The following is a 14,843-nucleotide window of genomic DNA, read 5'->3' as shown; positions in this document are numbered from 1 at the left end:
CCTCTTTACGGCAGGGGCAATGTGCGATCACCATGGCCAGGGATATGGAACACGACCTGATCCTTGCGGATCGCACGCAGCTGCCAACCATTGAGGCTGTCGCCGGGCTGCAGCAGGTGCACGGTCGACAACGAGTGGCTACCGGCGGGCAGGGCTGCAACGAATCTGGCCTCTCCTCGGGTCTGGATGCCCAGTAGGGTCAACGGCGGTGCCGGGGCGTTGGCCTGGGCTTTCTGGTCGGTGGAGGCCGCCGGCTGCGCGTTGCCAGCCGCTGGCAACGCGGGTCGGGACGAGAGCTTCTCGACCGCAGCCTCTGCCTTGCCCAACCGTTGCTCCAGTGCGGTGAAGTCGGCGCGGTTCGGACCACTCGGTGCCGCTTGAACGGCCTGGAGCGACACCGCCATCGCATCTAACTGCTGGCTGAGCGTCGTCTGCGCCGACGCGTGCTGACGTTGCGCGTCGCCCAGCGCCGCCACCTGCGGTTGCAGTGTCGCGAGGGTGTTGCCGAGCGCATCGACGTCTCGCCGCAAGGCGGGCGCCGGGTCGGCGGGGGCATTGCGGGCTGCGGCTTGGAGTTCGGCCAAATGCTGGTGTTGGTTGTACGTTTCGGCAGCAAGCACGGCGATGCCCAGGCATAGGCCGCCGATCACTAGGGCCTGAAAGCGGTGGACCTTCATGGCGCGATCTCCAGTGTCGAGAGTGGCGGTTTGGGCCGTGGCGAGCGGAGGGTGTAGCAGACGGTCCGGTCGACCGGATCAATGTTGAGCCTCCAGGCCGGGCCGCCGATGATGGTCAAAGCGTCCAGCAGCCAAATCGGTCCGAGTTGTTGGTGCACGGCGGGCAGGGGGCGGCTGAACAACCGATCCACCGCTGCACTGTTGGGGCAGAGTGAGTAGCCCGAGCGTTGCAGCACGTGACGCAGTGCTTCACCCACATTCGCGTGCAGAGCCGGGGCAATCTGCACGTTGATCAGTTGATACAGCGGCTGGCGCTGGTCCAGGGGGGGCTGAATACTGGTCAGGGTGTAGCGATCCTGACGGACCCAGGCGGGTAGCGTGGGTTTCTGCTTCTGCACTGAAGCCGGCGCTGCTGCGGGAACTGCCGTTGTCGGCACCGGTGGCGGCGTGCTGCAGCCGGCCAGCGTGATCATCAGTCCGAGGGTGGAGAGTGTGGGAGCGTGCATGACCGGGTCTCGACAGAAGTTGCCGACACCTTGGCGAAAATGCGGGACGCGCCCTACTGAAAAAACGAATCTGGTCGCCCGGATTACCGCGAAGCATCCATGATAAAGGCGCCCAGTGGGGCGCCTTGGGTCAGTCTTCAGTGAATAGAGACAGCTCCGGGAGTGGCGCTGCGTCGGGGTCAAAGATCAGCAAACGGGTGTCGGCGAAACCTGCCAGCAGCAACAGCTGCAACAACACGGGTGGGACATGGTCGTCGCGCATGCATGCACTGACTTCGCCGGCGCTACAGCTGCTGCATCCTTCGGTCTCCATGCGCCAGGGTGTCGAATACAGCTTACATCCCACAGCATGGCTGTTGCGCAGTTCGAAGCACTCGAAGAAGCCCGCCGGTGACTGCTGCCAAGCGCGCTTTTGCAGGTACTCGAATTCTGTCGTTGGCAGGTGGGCAGAGCTGATCTCCCAGCTGCGGCTGTCGTGCCCCGTGGAAAAGGACAACAACTCGATCAGGGTGCGGGCTGCCTCCTCGCTGGGGAGGTCGCCGAGGTGCAGCGGGCTTCCACGGTGATGGCCGATGATCTGGTAGACCACACTGCACACCAGGCCGTCGGCCGGGCAGCGCATCCGGACAAAATTGGGCACGCTTTGGCCGTCGGTGATGAGCGCGTAATTGTCATCGAACAGGCATGGCCGGAAATTGATGGCCTCAATGGGCAGTTGGAGTTGCGCCGGGTGCAGAGGGCGGTAGCAGGGTGGACTATCACCGGCATTATTGATCTGGACAACGTGTTCATAGCTCAGATCGTGGAAGCCGCGAAGGAAAGGGTTGCGAAATGAAGAGTGCATGATCGTTCTCCAGAGGCGCAGAGGCCACCTCAAACTGACGGTGGCCTTTTGGACAGGGAAGGGACTGTTAGATCCAGCCATGTTCGGCGAGCGAAAGCGGGGTGCCTTCGCCGACGATGATGTGGTCCAGGACGCGTACCTCAACCAGTGCCAGGGCCTCGGTCAGGCGCCGGGTGAGCACCCGGTCGGCGGAGCTCGGTTCCGGGCAACCGGAAGGGTGGTTGTGACTGAAGATCACGGCGGCAGCGTTGTGCTCCAGCGCCTTGATGACGACCTCGCGTGGATACACGGAGGCGCCGTCGATGCTGCCGGTGAACAGTTCGTCAAAGCTCAACACGCGATGGCGTGAGTCCAGGCAAAGCAGTGCGAACACCTCATGTTGGTAAGGGGCGAGCCGCAGTTTCAGGTAGGCAGCGGCGTCGGAGGGAGTCAACAGCACTTCGCCGCGCTGGAAGTAGCGTTGATCCAGCAACTGCAGAGCTTGGGTGATCAGCGCATCCTCATGGGCGCGTTGGGTCAATGCCGGCTCGAGCGTGCCGACCAGGTTCAGGGCAGTGTTCATGGGCAATTCCTCGTGGGAGATGGAGCGCCCCCTGGGGAGTGCCCCAGGCAGGTGAAGTGTTGGATTCACAGACGTGTGAAGCGATGACGCGCACCGTGTAGCGGGCTGTGGCAGCTCTCGCACGCTCGGGTGGAAAAGGACTCAATACCGGCGCCGGTCTGCGGATCGAAATCGGCGCTCAGTGGCATCAGGGCCTGCAGTTCAGTGCGCAGGTGTGCGATGCGTTGCTCGACTTCAGCCTCGTTGTAATACAGTGACAGCGCGCTGAAATCGTCGTACGCAACAGCCTGCAGGCAGTCCTCGCAGAGCCAGAAGCTTTCCATGACGGCCTCCGACGTGAGTGGACAACAGGCGCTCGTGAGAGCGCCTGTTGATGGCGGGCAATTTGCCTCAGGCAGATTGACGTGCGGCGGTGGATTTACGCGAGGGGGCAGGGTCGGGTAGGCGCTGTTCGGCGACAGTGTCTGCGTCGTCCGATTCCGCTGCAGAGTCGGTAGCAGCGCTGGAGTCGGTACGAACGGGTGCTCTGTAGCTGAACTGGCCGTCGACCTTGATCCACTCGATGAAGATCAACCGGCCTTTCAGGCTGGCACCGGGTTGGCCCTGGCGCTCGCCTTTTTCGTACAGGAAGGGGTCGACCCAAAGGTCGCCAATGCGAAACGCGATGAGGACCTTGCGTTCAGCACGGACGTCATCCAAGTGTTCACGGATCAGCCGTTCGGCTTCACCGCCGGCGACCTTGCAATCAAAGCGGGTGTACTCGACGTCGTCCGAGGCACCGTGCAAGGCGGCAATATCACAGGCCATGAATGGTTGCCCGCGACGTACAGGGACTTCGCGAACGCGGTTCAGGTAACCAATGCCTTGGGTGTGCAGGTTGAAGTAGGTGGTGGGAGCATTGTTGCTTGCAGTCGTCATGGTGGATCTCCTTTTCAGCAGAAACGCGGACATCCACCGGCCCTGGCGGCTGGTGAGTTCCGCAAGGGGAGGTGCAAAGAAAGCGTGATCGGTAGAAGGGCGCTCATCACCGACAGGTCGGTGACCGTGCGAGCTGCCGAGCGCTGATCGCACTGGGGGAGAACCACCCGAAACGGGCGTAGCCTTAAAGGTTCCGGCTACCTGGGTGCTGTCAGCGACAGCGGTGTGCAGGTCATCTATAAAACGGCGCCAACGGCCCGTCAACAGTGGATTGGGGATGGTTTGGGCAGGTGGAAGTGGGTGGCACTCAGTGGATTTAGGGTGACGAAAAAATAGCCCGACGGTCATCAGGCTAGGAAAAACTAGACCACCCTCGACCCGGTAACGTGACACCGAAGTCCATCGCAAAACCTCCGCTGTCGATCCACCTGGATCAACCGACCCTTGTCGTGGCCTGGGTCGGAATCAACTGGCACGCATCCGCGCACAAAAGGTGCCCAGTGTTACGCCGGCGGGCACCGGTGCTGAGCATCGTCGCCGAAGCGGATGACCCCTGAGACCTGACACAAGCCGCACGGGTCATCCACCTTGGGGACCAGGAACGCTGGGGAGAAATCCGAAGAAGAAGTGAAATGCGGCTCCGAACTCTACGAGTCTGACCGAGCTGCCCGGAGCGAATCGGTCTGGGGTCGCCACACGGCGAGAGCCAGCTCACTACACCAGCGCGGTGGCGCGCCGTCAAGTCACGTATGCCCGCTCACGAAGGACCTGGCGGCTTGGTGCGCTTGGGTTTGGCGACCGGCTTGGTGCCCTTGCACTCCGGGTAGCGAGTGCACGACCAGAAGCTGCCGGTGCGGCCTTTGCGCTGGCGCATGGCGCTGCGGCACACGGGGCACAGCGGGCCTTTGGTCGTTGGTGGTTGAAAGGTGAGCGAGACGTGGCCACGCACCAGCCAGATCAGCCATTGCGCCTGTTTGGCGAGAAAGGTTTCGACGCTCAGCTGACCCGTCTCTATACGCTCCAGCGCCTGCTCCCAGAGTGCGGTCAGCACCGGGTCGGCGACCTCTGGGGGCACGGCCTCGATCAAGGTGTGCGCTGCCGCTGAGGCGACCAGGCTGCGTTTTTTCTTGGTCAGGTACCCGTGATCGATCAGGCCCTGGATGATCGCCGCTCGCGTGGCCTCGGTCCCGAGACCGCAGCGGTCCTTGAGATTCTGTTTGAGTCGTGAGTCATCCACCTGGTTGGCGATGTTTTTCATGGCTTTGACCAGTGTGCCTTCCGTGTAGGGCTTGGGGGGCTGCGTGCGCTGCGCATTGACCGTGGTGTCGGTCAATGCCACCGCAGCCGACTCGCACAGTGTGGGCAAACGTTGGGTTGGCTCGATGGGTTCGGTACCGTCGGCCTCGTCGATCACCGCTTTCCAGCCGCGGGTTAGGATTTGCTTGCCGCGCGCCAGCAACTGATCGTCGTAACTGTGCAATACCGCCAGGGTTTTCAGGTACTCATGGTCGGGTAGAAATTGGGCGAGATAACGGGCGCGAATCAGCGCGTAGACTGCTCGCTCGCGCTCAGAGAGCTGCGCTAGGTCAAACGTCACAGCGGTGGGGATGATGCCGTGGTGGGCGGTGATCTTGCTGTTGTTCCAGGCTCGGGAGCGTCGGCGGGGGTCAGCCACTTTCAGCCATTGTCCGAGTGAAGGAGCGGCCGCTGCCAAGGCGTGAAGTACACGCGGTACCTCATCCAGCATGCTTTCCGGCAGGTAGCCGCAGTCGGTGCGTGGGTAGGTCGTTGCCTTGTGGGTCTCATACAGAGCTTGGGCCACCGCCAAGGTCTCCTGGGCACCAAGGCCAAGCTTAGCAGAGCCGATCTCCTGCAGCGTGCCCAGGTCCAACGGCAGCGGCGGACCTTCGCACACCCGCTCGACCTCGATGCTGCGGATCTGGGCAGTCCCGTGCTGGCTCAAGCGCCGCGCTGCGCTCTGTGCGATTGCTTCGTGAACGCAGCGACCGGCTTCGTCGCATGCGGCGGTCGGTGGCTGCCAGCGCGCCTGAAAGACTACTCCATCGGCCTCCAACTGAGCATCGACGGTCCAGAACGGTTGCGGCACAAAACTCGCTATCGCCCGATCACGCTGGACCACCAGACGCAGTGTCGGCGTCTGCACGCGCCCCACCGGCAGCAGGCCGTCGAAGCCGGCGCGGCGCCCGAGCAGAGTAAACAGCCGGCTCAGGTTGATGCCCACCAGCCAGTCCGCACGTGAGCGGGCCAGCGCGCAATGGTACAGCGGCAAGGTCTGCTCACCTGGACGCAGCGTGGCCAATGCCCGGCGAATCGAGGCATCGTCGAGCGCGGAGAGCCATAGGCGCAGGATTGGTCCTTGGTACTGACAGCGCTCAAGGATCTCTCGGGCGATCATCTCGCCTTCACGGTCGGCGTCCGTGGCGATGACCACCTCGGAGCAGGAGCGCAGCAGCTGCTCGATCACCTTCAGTTGGCTGGCGACCTTGGGTTTGACCACCGACTGCCAGCGGGTGGGGATGATCGGCAGGTCCTCCAGCGACCATCGTTTGTAATTACCATAAGCCTCCGGGGGCGCTGTTTCCAGCAGATGGCCCACGCACCAGGTGACGGTGACCACCGGGCCCTGCAAGTAGCCGTCGCCTCGCCGGTTGGCCTGCAGCACGCGGGCGATGTCGCGGGCTTGAGATGGTTTTTCGCAAATAAACAGGCGCATATGTGGGCCCTCTCGGTGGGGTACCGACAGGGTGGGGGTGTGGCGTGAGAGCACCAGCGAAAACCCGAATACGCCGAGATCATTTCGGTCGTGGCGGTGGAAAGTTATTTCCTTTGCGCGAGGTGAGTGGCCAGCATTTGCAGAAACTCCAAAGCAAACTTTTTATCAGCTTCGCCCAGTTCCTTGATCAGCGATGCAATCCGCTGACCCTGGTCCTGGGGGCGAGGACTGATGGCGAGCAGCAGCTCATCGGCGGGGCAACCGTACATGTCGGCCAGTTGCAGCAGCTTGTTGACGGTCAGTTCGACCACGCCACGTTCGAAGCGCGATACTGCTTCGGCGCCGATCTCCAGGCGCTCACCAACTTGCTCCTGGGTCAAACCACGGGCGCGGCGATACTTCGCCAACTGGCGACCAATGTGTTGTGGGCTAGGCTCTTTAACTGGCAACGGGGGCGCTCTCCAATTCGACCCATATGGTTGACCAGCAACCCAAATATATGAACGCCCCATAAGGTTGACTAGCAACCCTATGGGGCGTATCACCTAAACTGAGTGCAATAACCCGCCCGTCAATACGGAGGTTACGACTTGGACGGATCTAACGAGCGTGAGGCAGACGCGTTAGCGATCAAGGCCTACGAGTTGTTCATTGCAACTCACCTGGAGCCGGACAATTTGAAGGCGCGCGCCAGGTTGATCGCATGGGTTCAGGAGAGCCAGGCGCACTGGCGGGCATTCCTTGCACTGGACCAGTACCTGTCTGAGGTCACGCAGCTGCTGGATGCTGATCAGCCGGGAGAGACTTGGCGGAATTGAACGACCTGCAGTATCCAGCGTTGCGCGCCGAACGGGCAGCGAGTCCTAAGGGGTATCGCGCTGCAGGCCGTGATTTCTCTGAGACCACCCGCTCAGTTGGTCTTGCGTGGGTTCTTCTTGCTAGCCCCCTTGCGCACGGAGCCGTTGCTTTCATTGGCCTTTTCGCGCATGGACACCGAGGCCAACCGGTGGGGCAAGATGCCGATGCGCCGCGCCTCCACCTTGAACGTCACTCGCGCGTTGTCCTCGCTGTCCTCCCATTCATCCTTGACCGTCCGGCCCTCGACCAGGATGCGCATGCCTTTCTGGTACAGGGTGCTCCAGTGCTCGGCGTCGCGGTGCCAGAGCTCGACAGGGGCCCAGTAGCCGCCGCGGTCCTCATAGCCGCCTTCGCGCGGTACCGGATTGTCGAAATAGACATTCAGCCGCAACAGGCGCCGCGGTTCATCCGGGGGGCTGTTGAACTCCTGAAACTCCGGGGTGCTGCCGATGTTGCCTTCGCCAACAAAGAACGTGCTCATGCTTGCTACTCCTCGGTGGGGGAACGGGAAAGATCGAAGAGGGTCTCGGCGGCCTGCAGCTTGGCGACGCCGGTTTCGGCCTGGCGATACAGCGACTGCAGGCTACTCATCTGCAGGTTTAGAATGACGCGGTTGATCTCTAACTGGTACAGCGCCTCCCGTAGCGAAGGGGCCAGATGCGGAAGTGCCATCGCGTGTTGCCACACCTGTACCCCCATGCGCTGGAAGTCCGGACTGCGCCAGCGCAGGAAGTCAGTTCCGGAGGCGCTGCGCTGGACGACCAGTCGCAGGTCCAGCAACGAGAAGGGAGGTTGCGCCATGATGGTCAGCATCCCCCCCATCAGTCCCGCGACCCGAGTTCGCAGGCGCAGGTTCGTCTCGGCGAACTGCTGCAGTTCCCCCTTACCCTTAAAAGGCTTTAAAAGGCCTTTTAGGGAGGCACCTTGTTCGAACTCGCGATAGGCATCCGCTGACAAACGCCGGGCGATCGCTTCGGCCAAGGTCATGCTACACCGCCTTCGGACGGAACGTTCTGCGCGGGCTGAACCTCTGCCTCTACCTGATCCGGTTCCTCGCGAATCGACGCCGTGGATCCGCGCGTGATCGGTGGAGCGAACTGGGAGCGGTGGCTGCCCTCGAGAATGTTTTGCGGCGGCGTGCCGAACTTGTCGATGGCTTCGCGGGCGCGGGCGTTGTTGGCGGCCATGTCATCCCGGCTGACCCCGGCCAGGCGGTATCGCTGCGCCAGACCGAACAGGCTGCGCAGCAGATGCGCGCCACGATCGATCCAGATCTCCATGTCGCTGCGGCCGATCAAGGCGGTGTGATGGGCGAGCAGTACGCGGCGCACCAAGGTGTCGTAGTCGGTCAGCAGGTAGACCGCGAGAAAGCCGAGCTGGCTGCCGATGAACAGCGGCAAAGTTACGGGATGGATGTTGAGGTTGTCGCCGACATCGACCTGGGTGGGCAGGTCGCGCTCCACCCGGCTCAGCTGGCTGGTCAATGTGAGCATTTCCGCCTTGGCCTGCAGCAGCTTGTCTTCCAGCTGGAGCATGAACCAGTCGGCGTATGGGTCGTCCTGGCTACTCGCATGCTTGAGCAAGTTGGTGACGCTGATGTAGCCGGCCATGCCCATGATGGGATGCACCCCTTCGCGGGCCATGCGGCCCTGCCACAGCCGCGCGGCATGATGGGTATGCAAGGTGAGGGTGATGCTGCTGCGCAGAGAGCCCAGGTTGAGCTGGTAGTGATCGACCATCGCAGGTACCTCGCCGTCGGAATGACGCAGACGATGGGCTGTTCTGTGAGGTCCGGCGCGGATCAACGCGAAGGTGGAGTGCTCGCATTTTCAGGTAGTGGAACACCCTGGATTTGATGGCACCGGCATTGATTCCACTGGCGACCAAACCTAAGACGCGGCGCCTATGCCGCGACAGCGTTGCTTCAACTCTTCCAGGCACGCCAAGGTCAGTGGCGAGGCTTTGCGCTCGCCGTTGCGCCGCGGTCGCTCGCAGGGCGATTCCGCCTTTGGCTCGCGTGGGGATGTGGTCACAGGCGTCGTTGTCTCGGACCGAGCCGCCCACAAGATAAATTCGCCTTGGCGTGCACGCTTGATCAAACCCATCAGGTAGGCGACCGGTTTGCGGATCTCGCCGCGAGCGCAGCGCACCGCCGCTTCGTTGATCACGGCTTGTTGCTGTTCGGGTTCGAGCGGGCGCATCGCCTGGGTGGCCATACGCCGCTCGGTTGGGCTCAGCGGTAGGTCCTCTGGCCATTGAGCGCGGCCGAACGCCACCTGCGGCAGTACCGTACTTTTTTTGCTTTGGTCTTTCCGTACTGTACGGCCGGCGTCGGCATTCCGAATCACAGTCGAAATCGGTGTGTTGTCGCAGGATTCGGAATCAGCTGCCGAGGAAACTATGTTCCGAACGTGGTGGCTTTTTCCGCGTTCGGAATTATCCGCAGCCTCGCTGGTTAGGGGTAGCGATTGCTGTTGAGCCGGCAAAGCAGGTGAGGTGAGTTTTTCCTTATCGACCGTCGCCACGTGCGGGTCTGCGTGAATTTCCCCAATCACATGCTGCGCCACATCGCGCACACCTTTGGCGGCGTGGGTGAGGTTCTGCTGGAGCAGCGCCGCGTAACCGTCATCGAGTTCCAGCTGTTCGGCGGGTGTCAACGGGTCGCCGTGCAGCACGTATACGCAACCGCGCAAACAGCCCTGGGCATCGCGGGAGCGATCTACCAGGCTGAGCCAGCGTGTGGTCCGGAGTACATTAAGCGCACGGGCAATGGTCTCACGTGATGCCTGCGTGCCGCAGGGGCTGGTGGCCAAGTAGGGTTGTAGGTCCTGGTAGCGAGGTGTTTTTACCTGGCGTTCGGTGATCAGCCAGCGCAACACCTGCCAAGTATTGCGCTCCAGCGGCGTCAGCCGGCGATCCAGCAGCAACGCTTGGGGCAAGGGATCATTGTCGCCATAGTAGATGGTCCGTAGCGGCGCTTCCGCTGCGGGGGCCTCTATCTGGGCCTGTGTCGCCTGCCACTCCATACGACGCCGGAGCGCGTCGTAACACTGGCGCACCACATCCTGCCAGTCGACCTGATAGAAGTTCAGCATGGCGTACCTCCGTACAGTTCGATCTGTTGCCAGATCAGGGTCAGGCTGATGTGTTGCTCCTCCGCCAGCATCATCATCGCGTCCAACGGATCGTTGTCGGGATCGTCTTTGCGCAGTTGGCTCCAGCGGTTCCACACGGCGTGCTCTTGCGCTTCGCTGAGCTGAACCGGGCGACCGCGATGGGTCTCGATTTTCAGCACGCGACGACGCAGCGCGGTTTCCGAATGGTCCAGGCCAAAGCAGCGGTACATGATGCTCGAGCTTGCACCCAACTTGAGTGCCCGATTGATCAGCCGCGCGTTTTGTTCGTCCCGTTCGGCTTGGGTGATGAGACGTCGCAGTACAGCCGTATCGACCTTGACCTCCACCCAGGCGATGGACGAGTGCGCCAGGTGGGACAAGGTGGTCGGTGGCAGCGACTGCAGGACCTCGATGTCTTCATCGGCCAGCCCCAAGGCTTTGCACCGCTGCAGGCGCCCGTGGCGCAGCTCATGCAACACCTGGTTCAACATGGCATGGTTCAACAGATTGAAAGTGGTGGCCATGAGGCAGTTCCTCACGTTAAAAAGTGGGTGACAGCGTCATATCGATCAGCTGCCGGGCGTGGCGGATCAGCTCGAACAGTTGCTCCAGTTGGGCGTCGGGGAGTCGCTCAAGGCCCACGGTCAGAGAGGGGCGTTCGGCAAATGGCAGGTCATAAGTTCCGATCAGCAGCTGACCAAACAGCGCGGCCGGCAACTGCTGACGTTGTTCCCAGGCCACGTCATCTTGCAAACGCAGCAGGGCCGAGAGCAAAAGCTGAATGCCGGTGTATCGCGGGCTGAGCAGCTCGTCGTACTCCAATGACAGCGTAAAGCCGAGGCCGTCAGCTTGGGGCCTGACCATTGCACTAGCGTCGGCATATTGGGCCAGATCGGCCGCCAGCGCGGCGCAACTCTCACGCAAGCCGCTGATGTCATCCTGTGACGTGACGCGTGGCGAAACCGGGCTCACCGATGACTGAATACCATCGATGCCATTCTGCTGCTTTCCAGCAGGCTGGTCGTCATTCAGCGACTGGCGAATGTGGGAGAGGCGGGGCTCATTCGCCGTCGAAGCGGCGCCGCCAGTTCGCGGTTGCTCGGAATTAGCCGACCTGATGGGCGTTTTGGGTGTGGATACGATTTCCGGCGACGGAGGTGGAGGATCGTCCTGCAAGCGTTGAGGCAGAGAGTGAGCGTTACTTGATTGAGCAGGCGACACACGCTGCTCCTGGTGCATTTCCAAAGCCAGTAGGCGGGGCGTCTGCTTCAGGATCACCGCCATTTTGGCGATCAGTTCGTCCTGCAGCTCAGTCGAATCCAGTTCGGGTTTTTCCCCTTCGAATGTCGACAACACTTCTAGCCACAGCAGTGTGAATTGCTGGGCATCACCGAAATACTGATTCCAGGTCGACTCCGCTCGGCGCCGCAGGGTGATGAGCCGCTCAATGACGGGCTTGCCGAGACCTGCATAAAGGACCTGCGGGATGGCCGGGAGCAGATGTTCGAGCGCATCGAACATGCGACTGATGTGCGATTGCGAGACAGGGTAGCCACTTTGGCTCAAGCGCGCGGAGAGCTCGCGTTGGCTCAGGGGTACACCAGGCTCCTGAAACATGTCCTTGAGTTTCACCACTGCGAGGGCTCGCTCGATGAACGTTAGCTGGCCATGCAAATCGCTTTCGGCCAGGTGCCCGAGCAAGGCATGTGACTCGGATTGCCAGGGACGGAACAGGCAATGGATACGAAAGAAATGCTCTTCGCGGGTTTCCTGCCAGAGTTCACTGAGGATACTCAATCGAGTATTGCCGCCATTGCGGATGATGAAGTGCTGCTCATTCGGACGACGCGTGATGGAGGGGGGCTGGTCCAAACCGCGCTCGCGGATCGAGGCCTTGAGTTCGTCATACAGCGGGTTGCGGATGACGCGTGGATTGAACTCGTAGGGGCGCAGTTGCTCGAGAGTGACAAGCATCGGCGTATCGCCTGCGGGATCCGCCATCAGTTCGCGCCCCTGCTTCTGCGGGAAATGGGTTTGCTGCAATTTACGTGTGATTTCATCGGAGGTCGGCGGCTTCATCACATCCTCCGATCAGTCGCGATTGGATAAGCCGACTGCCGGCAGCTGACGTTGGGTTAGGCACGCTCCCTATCGGGGCGCTCAGTTGATCGGTCCACTCCGGAAACAACTCGAGAGCCAGCGCACGCATGACCTCCGCTGCGCAACGGCTATGGCTGCCGGGTGGTGGGGTGAAGTCGACGCGATGTACGGGCAGCCCCAGTGAGGCCGCATTGAGATAGGCCACTCGATCGGGAATTACTGTGGCGCAGAGGCTGACATGAGGATCGGCCTTGAACGAATCTTGTAGACTCTCGATGATAAAGCGGGTGTCGCGGCGATTGGCGTTGACCTGATTGAGCAATAGTTTCACCGACGGCAACGCCACCCCCAGGTATCGGTACGGCTCCAGTTCCTCAAACAGTCCGAGCGTGCCGCGACGCAACTCGCGCGCGGCAAGCATTTCCGGCGGGACTGGGCACAGAGCGCAATCAGAGGCGAGGAAAGCCATCTCCACCACCACGCTACGTGCGCCTTGGGTATCAACGATGAGCACATCGTAACGACCCTGGAAGGCCGGCAGCAGATTGCGCAGTCGCAAGCGGCCATCAGCCGCTTGCATCAGGAGGGTGCTTATATGCCCGGCGCGGTCGTTGGACACGATCAATTCAAGGTGTTGAATTACGGTGGCGGTGATCACCTGTTCGGGAGCAGTGAGCCCTTGCGAAATGAGTTCGTAGCTGCCGGCGTCTCGGGGTTCGCACAAGGCATAGTAACTGGACAGCGTCGGTTGACTGTCCAGGTCCAGCAGCAGCACGCGCAAGCCTGAGTCGGCGAGTAACCCACCGAGATTGGCGGCGATGGTGGTCTTGCCCGCGCCGCCCTTGGTCGAGATCAACGAAAGGACTTTCATGACGCTAGGCTCCCGTCGACAGGCGATCCTGAACCCACTGCTCTATCTCCAGTGAGTCCCAACCGACGGCACGCGTGCCGATACGCCGGCATTGCGGGAACAGTCCGGCCTTCATCAGGTTGTAGATATGCGAGCGTTTGAATCCGGTTTTTTGTTCGACCTCATCACGACGCATGATGTGGCGATCGGCTGGGCTGATAGGTTGCACGGTGTCACTCCTTAGCGCCGGCTGGCACGTGATGGGATGTGACAGTTAGTGAAGGCCGGCAGAGGAGAGAAATCATTGCCAGGCAATGGCTGTCATTGCCTGGCAATTCGGCTTTAGGCCTGTAGGGCTTGGGCGAAATGACGCCGAGCTTGTGCAAATTTCCGATCAAGGGTGCGTTTGCTCAGGCCTGGAACATCCGGAAATTGTGTAGTAATGGCCTCGACCACGGCAGTCTGGTTCTTGTAAACCGACCGCAGTTGGCCGCTGCTGGATTTGCCCAGCATGACCGTCAGTAAGGCGCCAATGATCATGTAGTGCACGAATGCGGACGCTTCGGAGGGCGCCTCAAATGCGCCGAGCTGCGCGGACAACGCTTGCTGGTTGAAGGCGGGAGCTGCCTCTTCGACGATGGCCGAGTGCGCCTGGCGAAGTTTTTTAATCTCGCGTACGTCGGCCTCTCGCTCCGCTTGCAGGGCCAGGTGTGCAGTCAGGCTGACGCATTCGGAGTGGTCGATTGTCTGGGCAAAGAGGAACGCTGGTTTTTCCTCCGGGTAGTTGCGTGCAAACCACACCCGCAAATCAGAATGGCGAATGGACCAAAAGAGGCGTTCAGCCTTGTCGTTGGAAGTGATTGGGCGTCCGAGGTAGGTTGCGGGTAGCTCGCCACAGACGATGGCATCGTAGATACGTTCGGCGTAGGCGTGGAGAAAGGGCCATTGCGGGAAATGCTTGAGCAGGCTACCCGGGTGAGAGAGATCTACCTGTAGAATTTCGCCTTGGTGGTCGGTAAGGTCGCTCCAAAGAATCGCGGCATCGATAGGGTGGTAAGAGCTTCTGATCGAGACCATGACAAACAGCCTCCTGCTGAATTTGTCGTAAAATCGCTGGCGGGGGCTTCATTCCAGGCCACTGTCTAGCGAACCAGAGTCCAAAATAATTTTTGGATCCAAAGAAGGTGACAGTGTCATCTGCAAATAGTTCGAAGCAGATTTCCGATAAATAGGAGCTCTCTGCATTGATGTGCGTGGCGTTGATACAACAAAAAACTGTATTGTAATGGGCATTTTCCTAGGCGCTGTAGGAATATTAGGCTATACCCTATATTTCACCGCACCATTTTTCTAGCATTGGAGGCGTCCATGAGGCTCGGTAATACATGCGCAATATTTATTTTTGCTGTAACGCTACTTGGATGTACAGGTATATCAAAACAATCAGTAACTGTTAATTTGATGGCGACCCAGAAAAACCCCGGCCAAATTGGTACAACCACGTTGACTGGCATGGGAAATCAAACTGACTTTGATTTTTACATCAGTGGAGTGCCTGCTGGCACGACGCTGCCCTTGCGAATTTACTCTTTTATAAATCATGGAAGCTGTCGGCAGCCCGGTAACGTTGCATTCGCCATGAATGATAAGGTCAATACTCAAAGTACTACTTTGGGGG

19 protein-coding genes are annotated in these 14,843 nt (G+C 60.6%); 2 read left to right on the top strand and 17 right to left on the bottom strand.

Annotated features, from left to right (window positions below):
* Window positions 1-5: 5 nt before the first annotated feature.
* The 8 genes from D8U73_RS20030 to D8U73_RS19995 all read right to left on the bottom strand — a co-directional run bounded on the left by D8U73_RS20030 (window position 6) and on the right by D8U73_RS19995 (window position 6,690).
* Window positions 6-677, bottom strand: a complete 672-nt coding sequence (locus D8U73_RS20030; protein ID WP_130905546.1) for a hypothetical protein — start codon at window positions 675-677, stop codon at window positions 6-8.
* Entirely contained in the window at window positions 674-1,183 is a 510-nt protein-coding gene (locus D8U73_RS20025; protein WP_130905545.1) for a PilL N-terminal domain-containing protein, read from the bottom strand. Before D8U73_RS20025 ends, D8U73_RS20030 begins: the two co-directional genes overlap by 4 nt.
* 130 nt (window positions 1,184-1,313) lie before the next feature.
* Window positions 1,314-2,027, bottom strand: coding sequence for a hypothetical protein (locus D8U73_RS20020; protein ID WP_130905544.1), 714 nt, complete (start codon window positions 2,025-2,027; stop codon window positions 1,314-1,316).
* Between the two features lie 67 nt (window positions 2,028-2,094).
* A complete protein-coding gene (locus tag D8U73_RS20015; RefSeq protein ID WP_130905543.1) occupies window positions 2,095-2,589 on the bottom strand; it encodes a JAB domain-containing protein in 495 nt (164 codons plus the stop codon).
* Between the two features lie 65 nt (window positions 2,590-2,654).
* Window positions 2,655-2,912 (bottom strand): hypothetical protein, encoded by a 258-nt coding sequence (locus D8U73_RS20010; RefSeq protein ID WP_130905542.1) that lies wholly within the window; start codon window positions 2,910-2,912, stop codon window positions 2,655-2,657.
* Between the two features lie 67 nt (window positions 2,913-2,979).
* Complete coding sequence (locus D8U73_RS20005; protein WP_130905541.1) at window positions 2,980-3,507, bottom strand: STY4534 family ICE replication protein; 528 nt, start codon at window positions 3,505-3,507, stop codon at window positions 2,980-2,982.
* Between the two features lie 757 nt (window positions 3,508-4,264).
* A complete protein-coding gene (locus D8U73_RS20000; RefSeq protein ID WP_130905540.1) occupies window positions 4,265-6,241 on the bottom strand; it encodes a DNA topoisomerase III in 1,977 nt (658 codons plus the stop codon).
* Window positions 6,242-6,345: 104 nt separating this feature from the next.
* Complete coding sequence (locus D8U73_RS19995) at window positions 6,346-6,690, bottom strand: helix-turn-helix transcriptional regulator (protein ID WP_130905539.1); 345 nt, start codon at window positions 6,688-6,690, stop codon at window positions 6,346-6,348.
* A gap of 141 nt (window positions 6,691-6,831) precedes the next feature.
* On the opposite strand from D8U73_RS19995, the gene D8U73_RS19990 reads away from it, so the two are divergent.
* Window positions 6,832-7,059: a hypothetical protein gene (locus tag D8U73_RS19990; protein WP_130905538.1), complete on the top strand. Its 228-nt coding sequence runs from the start codon at window positions 6,832-6,834 to the stop codon at window positions 7,057-7,059.
* A 92-nt stretch (window positions 7,060-7,151) separates the two neighbouring features.
* Here D8U73_RS19990 and D8U73_RS19985 read toward each other — a convergent pair whose 3' ends face one another.
* From D8U73_RS19985 to D8U73_RS19945, 9 genes are all read right to left on the bottom strand, one after another.
* Window positions 7,152-7,580 carry a single-stranded DNA-binding protein gene (locus D8U73_RS19985; RefSeq protein ID WP_130905537.1) on the bottom strand — a complete coding sequence of 143 codons (429 nt, stop codon included), beginning with the start codon at window positions 7,578-7,580 and terminating at the stop codon, window positions 7,152-7,154.
* 5 nt (window positions 7,581-7,585) lie between these two features.
* Window positions 7,586-8,086 carry a DUF3158 family protein gene (locus D8U73_RS19980; protein WP_130905536.1) on the bottom strand — a complete coding sequence of 167 codons (501 nt, stop codon included), beginning with the start codon at window positions 8,084-8,086 and terminating at the stop codon, window positions 7,586-7,588.
* Complete coding sequence (locus D8U73_RS19975; protein ID WP_130905535.1) at window positions 8,083-8,838, bottom strand: PFL_4669 family integrating conjugative element protein; 756 nt, start codon at window positions 8,836-8,838, stop codon at window positions 8,083-8,085. Before D8U73_RS19975 ends, D8U73_RS19980 begins: the two co-directional genes overlap by 4 nt.
* A gap of 150 nt (window positions 8,839-8,988) precedes the next feature.
* Window positions 8,989-10,194 carry an STY4528 family pathogenicity island replication protein gene (locus tag D8U73_RS19970; protein ID WP_130905534.1) on the bottom strand — a complete coding sequence of 402 codons (1,206 nt, stop codon included), beginning with the start codon at window positions 10,192-10,194 and terminating at the stop codon, window positions 8,989-8,991.
* Window positions 10,188-10,739 (bottom strand): DUF2857 domain-containing protein, encoded by a 552-nt coding sequence (locus tag D8U73_RS19965; RefSeq protein WP_130905533.1) that lies wholly within the window; start codon window positions 10,737-10,739, stop codon window positions 10,188-10,190. Before D8U73_RS19965 ends, D8U73_RS19970 begins: the two co-directional genes overlap by 7 nt.
* Window positions 10,740-10,755: 16 nt before the next feature.
* On the bottom strand, window positions 10,756-12,294 hold the full coding sequence (locus D8U73_RS19960) for a ParB family protein (RefSeq protein WP_130905532.1): 1,539 nt from the start codon (window positions 12,292-12,294) through the stop codon (window positions 10,756-10,758).
* Window positions 12,272-13,186, bottom strand: coding sequence for a ParA family protein (locus D8U73_RS19955; RefSeq protein WP_130905531.1), 915 nt, complete (start codon window positions 13,184-13,186; stop codon window positions 12,272-12,274). The genes D8U73_RS19960 and D8U73_RS19955 overlap by 23 nt, the downstream gene beginning before the upstream one ends.
* A gap of 4 nt (window positions 13,187-13,190) precedes the next feature.
* On the bottom strand, window positions 13,191-13,394 hold the full coding sequence (locus D8U73_RS19950; RefSeq protein ID WP_130905530.1) for an AlpA family transcriptional regulator: 204 nt from the start codon (window positions 13,392-13,394) through the stop codon (window positions 13,191-13,193).
* Between the two features lie 113 nt (window positions 13,395-13,507).
* Window positions 13,508-14,242, bottom strand: coding sequence for a hypothetical protein (locus D8U73_RS19945; RefSeq protein WP_130905529.1), 735 nt, complete (start codon window positions 14,240-14,242; stop codon window positions 13,508-13,510).
* Window positions 14,243-14,533: 291 nt separating this feature from the next.
* Between D8U73_RS19945 and D8U73_RS29370 the strand changes: the two genes are divergently transcribed.
* Window positions 14,534-14,843 (top strand): hypothetical protein (locus tag D8U73_RS29370; protein WP_206663029.1); only part of this gene is annotated, 310 nt, incomplete at its 3' end.

Source organism: Pseudomonas sp. Sample_22 (assembly GCF_004307635.1).
Taxonomy (GTDB): domain Bacteria; phylum Pseudomonadota; class Gammaproteobacteria; order Pseudomonadales; family Pseudomonadaceae; genus Aquipseudomonas.
Note: the sequence above shows the minus strand (reverse complement) of the source record. Positions and strands in the feature narration are given on the sequence as shown.

Excerpts from the sequence above, each read along its gene's own strand:
- D8U73_RS19965 (WP_130905533.1), bottom strand. The coding sequence starts at position 10,739 with ATGGCCACCACTTTCAATCTGTTGAACCATGCCATGTTGAACCAGGTG.
- D8U73_RS20000 (WP_130905540.1), bottom strand. The coding sequence starts at position 6,241 with ATGCGCCTGTTTATTTGCGAAAAACCATCTCAAGCCCGCGACATCGCC.
- D8U73_RS19970 (WP_130905534.1), bottom strand. The coding sequence starts at position 10,194 with ATGCTGAACTTCTATCAGGTCGACTGGCAGGATGTGGTGCGCCAGTGT.
- D8U73_RS20025 (WP_130905545.1), bottom strand. The coding sequence starts at position 1,183 with ATGCACGCTCCCACACTCTCCACCCTCGGACTGATGATCACGCTGGCC.
- D8U73_RS19955 (WP_130905531.1), bottom strand. The coding sequence starts at position 13,186 with ATGAAAGTCCTTTCGTTGATCTCGACCAAGGGCGGCGCGGGCAAGACC.
- D8U73_RS20010 (WP_130905542.1), bottom strand. The coding sequence starts at position 2,912 with ATGGAAAGCTTCTGGCTCTGCGAGGACTGCCTGCAGGCTGTTGCGTAC.
- D8U73_RS19985 (WP_130905537.1), bottom strand. The coding sequence starts at position 7,580 with ATGAGCACGTTCTTTGTTGGCGAAGGCAACATCGGCAGCACCCCGGAG.
- D8U73_RS20005 (WP_130905541.1), bottom strand. The coding sequence starts at position 3,507 with ATGACGACTGCAAGCAACAATGCTCCCACCACCTACTTCAACCTGCAC.
- D8U73_RS19960 (WP_130905532.1), bottom strand. The coding sequence starts at position 12,294 with ATGAAGCCGCCGACCTCCGATGAAATCACACGTAAATTGCAGCAAACC.
- D8U73_RS20020 (WP_130905544.1), bottom strand. The coding sequence starts at position 2,027 with ATGCACTCTTCATTTCGCAACCCTTTCCTTCGCGGCTTCCACGATCTG.
- D8U73_RS19945 (WP_130905529.1), bottom strand. The coding sequence starts at position 14,242 with ATGGTCTCGATCAGAAGCTCTTACCACCCTATCGATGCCGCGATTCTT.
- D8U73_RS19980 (WP_130905536.1), bottom strand. The coding sequence starts at position 8,086 with ATGACCTTGGCCGAAGCGATCGCCCGGCGTTTGTCAGCGGATGCCTAT.
- D8U73_RS20015 (WP_130905543.1), bottom strand. The coding sequence starts at position 2,589 with ATGAACACTGCCCTGAACCTGGTCGGCACGCTCGAGCCGGCATTGACC.
- D8U73_RS19975 (WP_130905535.1), bottom strand. The coding sequence starts at position 8,838 with ATGGTCGATCACTACCAGCTCAACCTGGGCTCTCTGCGCAGCAGCATC.
- D8U73_RS20030 (WP_130905546.1), bottom strand. The coding sequence starts at position 677 with ATGAAGGTCCACCGCTTTCAGGCCCTAGTGATCGGCGGCCTATGCCTG.